This is a genomic window from Pseudidiomarina sp. (assembly GCF_033722695.1).
Lineage (GTDB): Bacteria > Pseudomonadota > Gammaproteobacteria > Enterobacterales > Alteromonadaceae > Pseudidiomarina.
Genome location: NZ_JAWVYM010000048.1, coordinates 1 through 8,037 on the forward strand (window position 1 = coordinate 1; position 8,037 = coordinate 8,037).

Genomic DNA, 8,037 nt, shown 5'->3' on the forward strand with positions numbered 1-8,037 from the left:
CTCAAACTCAACCTCACCAAAGGTGTTGTAGCTGAACAGCTTGGTTCCCATATTCGGGTCGCGCACTTCGGTCTTATGGCCAAGGCCATTATAGAACGCGTAAATGGAATCGCCTTTTGCGTCCTGCAGGGTAATAGGGTTACCCGCGCTGTCATAGGCATAACGGGTATAGCCATTGTGCGCGTCCTTGGTGCGGATAAGCTTGCCGTCACCGCCGTGCGTGCGGTTCATAAAGAGCGTAATACCGTCGTTCGCCTCAATGCTGGTGGTATGCCCACTGTAGATGTAGTTGGCCGTCAGCTGGCCACCTTCGGCGCGGTCCGTTTCTTTGCGGGTCACGCGCCCTAGGGCGTCATAAGCAGAAAAGGTCGTTCCTTCGGTGCTATTGGTGCTGTGCGAAGGCACCGACTCAAAGGTTTTATCGCCACGGGCGTTGTAGTCAACCCGGCTGTAGACCGTCAGCCCGCCAAAGCCCGTCACAGCCTTCATGCGCTCGCGATTCAGCAGGTCATAGAAGACCTTTTGAAGTGGACTGCCTTCTTGTTGGGTAAAGCGATAGTACTCCGCCGATGAACTCTCACAGCTGTAGCAGCTGATAAGTCCTGTTTCAATGGTTGCACCACCTGGCACCGTCTGGCTTGTCATGCGCCCGAACGGATCATAGGTGTAGCTAACCGTGGTTCCGTTAGGATCGGTTTCACTAAGTGGCTGGCCGTGCTCTGCCGAGGTTGCGCGACTACTGACATGGCCTTTATCGTTGGTGACACTTGCAACGAAATAGCCATCCGTGCTGTAACCAAAGCTTGTTGCGCGATTCAGGTCGCTGCCACTGCCCGAGCCAACCTGCGTGGTGCTCGCCGGCAAACCGTAACTATTAAACACATGAGTGACCTGATGTGTCTTGGGCGTATCACTTGCCGATGTCACGATTTGCGTTGGCTTGCGATGAGTAATACCGTCACTGTTATAGCTATAGGTTGTCGTGGTCGTGCGCGCTGCGTCCGTGCCTGACAGAATGTTAGCTGCAACCGTGGTATTGCGGCTGATGGTCTGTGTGGTTTTCGCCTGAGAGCTTAGCTTATGCGGCCACCAGGAGCTTGTGGTGTAGTTCGTGTCGAATGTTGACGCAATAACCGTTTGAACTTTATGAAATCCGTTGTCGGTCACAACAGTCATTTTCTTCACGTTGCCGAAGTTGTCGACATCAATTGCATCAATAGTGGTGACTTTTTCATTAAGCCGCGTGGAGCGACTATTTAAGTCAAACAGCCGTTCGGTTTGTGATGAGGGATAGACCCAGTTGACCGATGCATTCGCCGTGTTTTTTGCAACATACGAGTAAGTATTATCAGTAAGTGGCTGTGAACACAGGTTGCCATCACTGACCAGACAGGTACGTAGTGATTCCAGCTTACCGGCAAACGGGAAGATTTGGTGGAAGGTGCTCACTGCCCGGCTACCACGCGTCTTGTCATCAACAATGATTTGACGGAAGCCCTGGAAGCCGCGGCCGGCGGTATTGTATACGGCCTCGCGGTAGTTGTACTCGGTTTCATTCAGACCACCAACACCATTTGAAGCAAAGGTGTCACTGACCACATACATTGATGAGGTAAAGTAGAAATGCTCACGATTCGTGTCGTTGGTGACATAGCGCTCATCGTTTGCATTAAAGCCAGGCACCGTATAGAACGCACCACCAGCTCGATTCGCATGTGTCCGTGACAGCGGACTGTATTGCCACTGGTAGGTATGCCCTAATCCATTAATAACCTCACTGTTGGTATCAACGAGTTTGCCAGCATTAAATCCTGTCGTTGCATCATTGAGCTGCTCGTAGTACCCCTCATAAGCGGCGGGGCTCGACGAAGTATGATTCACGCCAAGGGCAGCCATGTAATAATTCGTTCCGGCCACCGTCATATGCTCTCCACTGCCTGCGCTCTGAGAGTAACTGGTCATCACTGTAAAAGTGAAATCGCTGAATCCATCATTATTAACATCTCTGATGTCCAGGCCGGACGTGTAATTGCCGTAAAGGTCCACAAATGACAGCATCGGTGCTTTGACCACGTTACTGACAATGCGGCTCACACCAAGCCCGGATGACGTCTGGGCAATATCAATGACATCCCAGTTAAAGCGGCGAATATCATAACGGCCAAAATCAATATCAATCTTATACCCGGGGTGACTGGTGAGCTCTGCCTGCTCAGCGTGCATCGCGTCATTGCACACCGTCAGGCGGTATGGTTCAGTACTGCCACTTGAATTTGGATCCCCGATAAAATCAATGCAAACATCATCATTGCTACCGGTCGCGACAATAAGCTCAGATGCGCCATCACTATCGATATCGGCTATACGAAGGCCGCGCCCCCACAAGGGTTGGATCCGAACATAATGATAATTGGCTTCATCGACGGTGGCATGCTCATGAATACCAATGCCCGTACCAAGTAAATCCTCAGCACCAAATGTCCGGTTTCCTTTGTTCTCACGAACCGACCAGTTCAGAACGCCGGATACTTTAACCGGGCGGATAAAGTCGGCAAGGCCATCACCATTTACATCGGCGAAGGTGTGTTCGTTATAAAAGTTATTGGTTGGCAAGCCAAGCTGAGACGCGCTTAAAGTCGTTCCGATTTGATATGCACCAGCAGTCGTAACCGAGCCAAATGCGACATTAATGACTTTACTTGTTACACCGTTTTGCCACGTCAGTACGACATCCAGCACGCCATCGCCATCCACGTCCATAAAACTTGGCTCCTGGCGTTTGGTGCTGTTGTTATAGACATAGGTGTTAAGTGTCAATAATGAGTATGGGCCAGTAAATTGCGGGTTGCCTGAGGTGACGCCGGAATTACGGAAATAATAAAGGACATCATTCGTATCGGCGTAAACAATATCCTGATGCCCGTCACCGTTAACATCAACAAGTTGCAGCGTATTGCCTACAAACGCAGGTGATGTGACGAAAGACTGGGGCATCGTCAGGTTCGTGTTGATAAGAGGCAATGGCTGAAGATTGTCATCAAACTGATAAAGGGACACGTTGCCACTACCATCAACAATGAAAAAGTCTGTGATCCCATCACTATTCAAATCACCGCTATCGTAGTGATAGATCCCATTGCCAATATCAGTTGCATCATTAAGACCATCATAGGCGAGCGTGTACGCGCCGCTGGACGGATCCTGGTAGTAAATCTGGACATTGAACCCGGTTAACTGATCATTTTGATCAAACTGGGCGTGCATATAAATAGCTTCAGGTATGCCATCGCCATTTAAATCCTGCTGCTTGACGCGATCCAGGCCAACCGTATCACCCGAAGGAGTTAACGCACGGTTTCCTGAACTACTAGAGTCTGTCGGCTGCCAGGTCATGACCAGATTGTGAGGGAAGAAATCTGTTGCTGGCAGGCAGTAATTATCAGCGCACTCCATCACAGATGTGAGCAGTGAGCGACCCGTATAGAGGCTTGAGTCATAACCTAATGTATATTCGCGGACAGGAGAGCCGCTAACCGACGTTTCGATGGATTTAAGACGCCGGGTGGTTTGGCTCAGGCCGCCGCCGAGCCAGCTGCGCGATGTATCCGGGCGGGTCTCATAGAAGAAACTAACTTTACGCGTACCTGGCGTGGAGTTATAACCTGTGTACAGAATTTCATGCAACAAGTGTTCGCCAGCGACTGGCGCACTGTAGCGGTATTCAATTGTATTCCCGGAAGCGTCCTGCTCTACAGCAATTGCCCAGCTTGCAATGATGCTACTGCCCGAGGGGATCTGACGTGAATCCGTGGTCGTTCCGAAATAGCTCGTCCTGTTATTGGGATAGTGAACCGTAAAGGATGATGAACTATTGACGGCACCCGACTGAACGACTTTTGCAAAAGCATCCTGTTCGGTGCGATATACAGCGCCCGACTGCCCATAAGTGCCGCTTACCAGCATCAACCGCTTCCCATCCAGACAAAGCTTGTCACTGACTTTCAGGGTAGCTGCGAGGCGATAACCATCCTGTGCCGGAGTTGCTGAGCAACGGTGAATTGAGGACGTTGCGGACAAGCCCCAGCCTACACCTGCGATACCATTGCCGCTTCGTGATGAGTAGGTGAGCGCCACTGACGGCGTCATACCGCTACGTCCTGGTGGTACTGCTATCGGTATCTGGTAGGTTGCGGCACCACCAGAAACGCCAGGCTGGCCCTGAACCGCGCCTACCCCCGGGTCATGAGAAAGTCCGCTAACCGCTCCACCGAAGTCATCAGCAACCGTGCCTCCGGTTTCTGCCCAGGCCGCCGGTAGCTGGACATTCACGCTATTTGAAACAGTTGGTGTGCCGCTGCACTTTTTCGAACCATCGGGCAAGACATTGCACGCGGCGACACGATGCGTCCAGTTTCCACTCTGATCAACCGTCACATTTGTTGAGGTGCCTGTCGCATTGGCCCAGGCAGACCAACTATTGGACTCATGGCGATTTGCGATTTGGTAACTGTCCGCATAGGAAGATGTACTAGCTGTCCAGCTCACTGTATACGTTGACTGTGACGTCTCTGCAGGGGCTGTTACTTCTGCTGGTGCGGCCGGTACAGGGTGTAAAACGGTGACTGTATTGGAGGTTGCATAAGCGCTACAGCCGGAGGTGTTGCAGGCGCGAACACGGTAACTCCAGCTACCATCCAGCCGCCCTGAAAACGATTTAGACGTCGCCGTTCCAACGGATGTCCATGAGCTGAACGTTGGGCTCTCGCTGTACTCATAACGGCCAATAACCCCGCCGCCGGAAGACCAGCTTAAGGTATAACTGCCATCGGCACTCGAACTCGGTACGCTTACGTTAACCGGAGTCGATGGCTTGTGCAGTACTGTTACTTTTGGTGAAATGGTTTGATAGATGCTGCAATCACTTGCGCTACAAGCGCGCACTTGATAATCCCACTCGCCATCAGCGCGGCCTGAAACAGACGTTGAAAGACTGGTACCAGAGTATATCTGTGTCCAGCTTTGATAAACTGTAGACCCATGAGGTTTAAAGCGTTCTTCCAGCTTGTAGGTTACTGAAGCTGTGGATGATGAACCCCAGGAGATGGTGTAAGCGCCATCGATATCAACAGAAGTAGGGCCTGAAATTGAACTGGGGGGAGCGACAGTAATATCAACAGTGACGGTATTGCTTAAGCTGCTGTATGAGCCGCAGTAAGGTACCCCGCCCTTCAGGTTACAGCCCCTGACCTGATACTGATAGGAGCCATTCGATTTGCCTGTGAAATCGTAACTCGTTGTGGTCGGGCTTACGGTCAGCGTTTGTGTCAGCACGCCACCTTTAAATTCTTTTAACTCATACCCCCACGCGTTGATACCGCTTGTAACCATATTTGCTGCAGCGGACCAGGAAACTGTTAAGGTGCCGTCGTTACTTGTCGAGGGGGAAACCGATATTGAACTGACAGGGCCAGGCTGGGCTACGGTTTCACAACTTGTAGTGCTTGTTGATGAGGTGCTCGCCGTCATTAACATCGGCTCATCGCAGTTGCTGGTCGTCTGCGCCGACGTCGAAAATGAAGCAAATAAAAAGAAAAGGCCAACTAAAACGGTACGTCCGTGTTTGGTGTCCATGGCAATCCCTGGAGTTTATTATTATGTGAACTTGTTATTTTTTATACGAAGCAGTCAACAAGAGCAACAAATTTTTAATTTTGCTGTAAATGTCCCCATCGCTTCAGGAAATTAACTCGGCAATTACTCAGCTACCGCCGCTTACCCCTCAAAGACGACTGATAACTGCCCGTTGTACAATCTCGACTACCAGCTGGCTAAAGCAGCTTCGGGGCCGGTGATTCTGAACCGTTAGCTTTGCGATTAAATTTGTTTCCTTCAGTCACACTTTGCCTGCCACCAGCCTCTTAAAGAAAACAACAACAAACGGCGGCACAAATAAAATGAACAAGACATTGTGTTTAGCACTGATCTTAATTTCCGCTCTGCTGAGTGGTTGTGGTGGCGGCAGTGAAACGACTCCTACACCAACGCCGCCTCCGCCAGCAGGCGTGACTATCACCACCGTTCTCGCCGGAAATCATACGGTTGAATACATTCAGTCTGATGGGAATGCGCAATTAGCGGGTACTAAGCAGGGGCTCTATTGGCGCAGTAATGCGACAGCAGCCTGGCAGCTGCGCTCACCTGCTACTACCGCGGTGACCGGGTTGGCGGTGCTCGGACAAGGCCATTATCTGGCCGCCTTCGCGCGGGAGCAACCAGCCGATAACTCAAACCCCTACCCCCTTTTTGTCACACAGGACCACGGTGAAACCTGGACACAGGTTCAACATGATTTCGGGCGTGAATTTAACACCGCGATAACGGCGCTGGCCTATGACCAAAGCACCGACCGGGTTTACGCCGTCGGCCATGCCGTGCTCGCCGTCGCCAATATTGATGCAAGCCACTGGACTTTGCTGTCCGGGGCTTGGGACGCGTTTGCCGCCGGGCTTCGGCTGCTAATCGTTGATTCCACTCGTCAGACAGTTTGGTTCGGCGGCCAGGGGGCGATCGAAAACGGCTATTTAAGTCGCTATGACTTGAGCTCGGGGGATTTAACAACCTGGTCTACCTTGTTACCGAATCCGTCCACCTATCTTGGTGGGCTCCTCCACCCTACCGATAGCAATACGGTTATTTTTGGGGCTGAGGGCGGCTTGGTACGCAGCACCAACTATGGTGCCAGCTGGACAACCCCGCTTGGCGACGTCAATCACCGTTTTTACTGGGATGTTGTTATTGATGGCGCCGGCACCCTATATACTGCCGGTTACGACAAGCTAAGCCCGGATCAGCCACTGATCATTGAGTGCAGCACGGATATCGGCCAGAGCTGGACCGCCATAAAGCTCGGCGCGCAGGTAAGCCGCGGCGGTGTCAAAAGCATGATGCTGGTATCAGGCGGCGGCCAGACGCTGCTCTACCTGGGCCTCTGGGACAACGGCATTAAAGCCGTGGCGGTGAACGACCTGAACTGCTAGTTCAGGTCTGATTTTAAGTTCCTGCGTATACCCCGGTGAAGAACGCCAGAACGATGAGGAATAACACTATTCCTGTTGCCCAGGCGGCGCCTGTGGGATTTCCCAGATTAATAGCCCGGCCTAATATCGGACCCGGCTTTGGCACCCAGCTGCGCGCATCTTTTTTACTGAAATAAATACCTAGCCAGCGGGGGCCTAACCAATTATTGGGGTCATGCCATTGTTGAGAATTAATATCATCTTGCGTCATGATTGATTCCTCATAGTCGTAATGAATATTACGATCTGCTATTCAAGCTACATGAGTATTTTTTAACCAGCAAGACAATAATAATTCAGGCACCCGAAGTCGGGTGCCTGAATGGAAGGCAAAACGTTTTCTTTAAAGCTTAGAATTCGTAGCTGAAGCCAACGAATGTCATTGAAACATCGCTGTCCACATGGGTATAGCCGGCTTTTACTGCCCATTCAGAGGTAAAGTAGTACTTACCGCTCAGGGTGTAGTTTTGCTCGGTATCTTCCCAGATATCAACGTGCTGGATATTCGCGTCAAGTTCGAATGAGTTACCGAAATTGTGGCGAACACCTGCGCTAACGCCATAGCCGGTATCGCTGTCGTTCATCAGGCTACCCGCGTCTACGTCATCATAAACTAACGCCAGAATACCGTATAAAGCAGTGGATTCGCTTAAGTTATGCTTATAACCAAAACCAGCTGCAAACGAGGTATTGTCCAGTTCACCTTTAGAAAGGTGGCGAGCAAAAGCTGTACCAAACCAGTTTTCATTCAGTGACTTTGAAAAATCAAACTGCATGCCGCCAACGTGGGTACCGTCAACATCAACGTTAACGTAAGAACCGCTGACGAAATCAAACGAAGGCGCATTTTTTGCCAGAGCAGCAGTAGAAGTTACCGCTAATGCGGCAGTCATAGCGACCAATAAACCGAGTTTTTTCATATAAATTATTTCCTTATAAAGAATCAGGGTGAAAAACGCCA

At 50.9% G+C, this 8,037-nt stretch carries 5 protein-coding genes; 2 read left to right on the top strand and 3 right to left on the bottom strand.

The features are described from left to right. Positions 1 to 5,388 (bottom strand): SpvB/TcaC N-terminal domain-containing protein (locus tag R3196_RS10475; protein WP_318936721.1); only part of this gene is annotated, 5,388 nt, incomplete at its 3' end. A 31-nt stretch (positions 5,389 to 5,419) separates the two neighbouring features. Here R3196_RS10475 and R3196_RS10480 point away from each other — a divergent pair. Beyond that, entirely contained in the window at positions 5,420 to 5,746 is a 327-nt protein-coding gene (locus tag R3196_RS10480) for a hypothetical protein (protein ID WP_318936722.1), read from the top strand. A gap of 208 nt (positions 5,747 to 5,954) precedes the next feature. Next, complete coding sequence (locus tag R3196_RS10485) at positions 5,955 to 7,037, top strand: hypothetical protein (RefSeq protein ID WP_318936723.1); 1,083 nt, start codon at positions 5,955 to 5,957, stop codon at positions 7,035 to 7,037. A 13-nt stretch (positions 7,038 to 7,050) separates the two neighbouring features. On the opposite strand, the gene R3196_RS10490 is transcribed toward R3196_RS10485, so the two are convergent. Together R3196_RS10490 and R3196_RS10495 are read right to left on the bottom strand one after the other, a co-directional pair. After that, complete coding sequence (locus R3196_RS10490) at positions 7,051 to 7,287, bottom strand: hypothetical protein (protein ID WP_318936724.1); 237 nt, start codon at positions 7,285 to 7,287, stop codon at positions 7,051 to 7,053. 139 nt (positions 7,288 to 7,426) lie between these two features. Next, positions 7,427 to 7,996 (bottom strand): outer membrane beta-barrel protein, encoded by a 570-nt coding sequence (locus R3196_RS10495; protein ID WP_318936725.1) that lies wholly within the window; start codon positions 7,994 to 7,996, stop codon positions 7,427 to 7,429. Positions 7,997 to 8,037: the final 41 nt, after the last annotated feature.

Excerpts from the sequence above, each read along its gene's own strand:
- R3196_RS10485 (WP_318936723.1), top strand. The coding sequence starts at position 5,955 with ATGAACAAGACATTGTGTTTAGCACTGATCTTAATTTCCGCTCTGCTG.
- R3196_RS10495 (WP_318936725.1), bottom strand. The coding sequence starts at position 7,996 with ATGAAAAAACTCGGTTTATTGGTCGCTATGACTGCCGCATTAGCGGTA.
- R3196_RS10490 (WP_318936724.1), bottom strand. The coding sequence starts at position 7,287 with ATGACGCAAGATGATATTAATTCTCAACAATGGCATGACCCCAATAAT.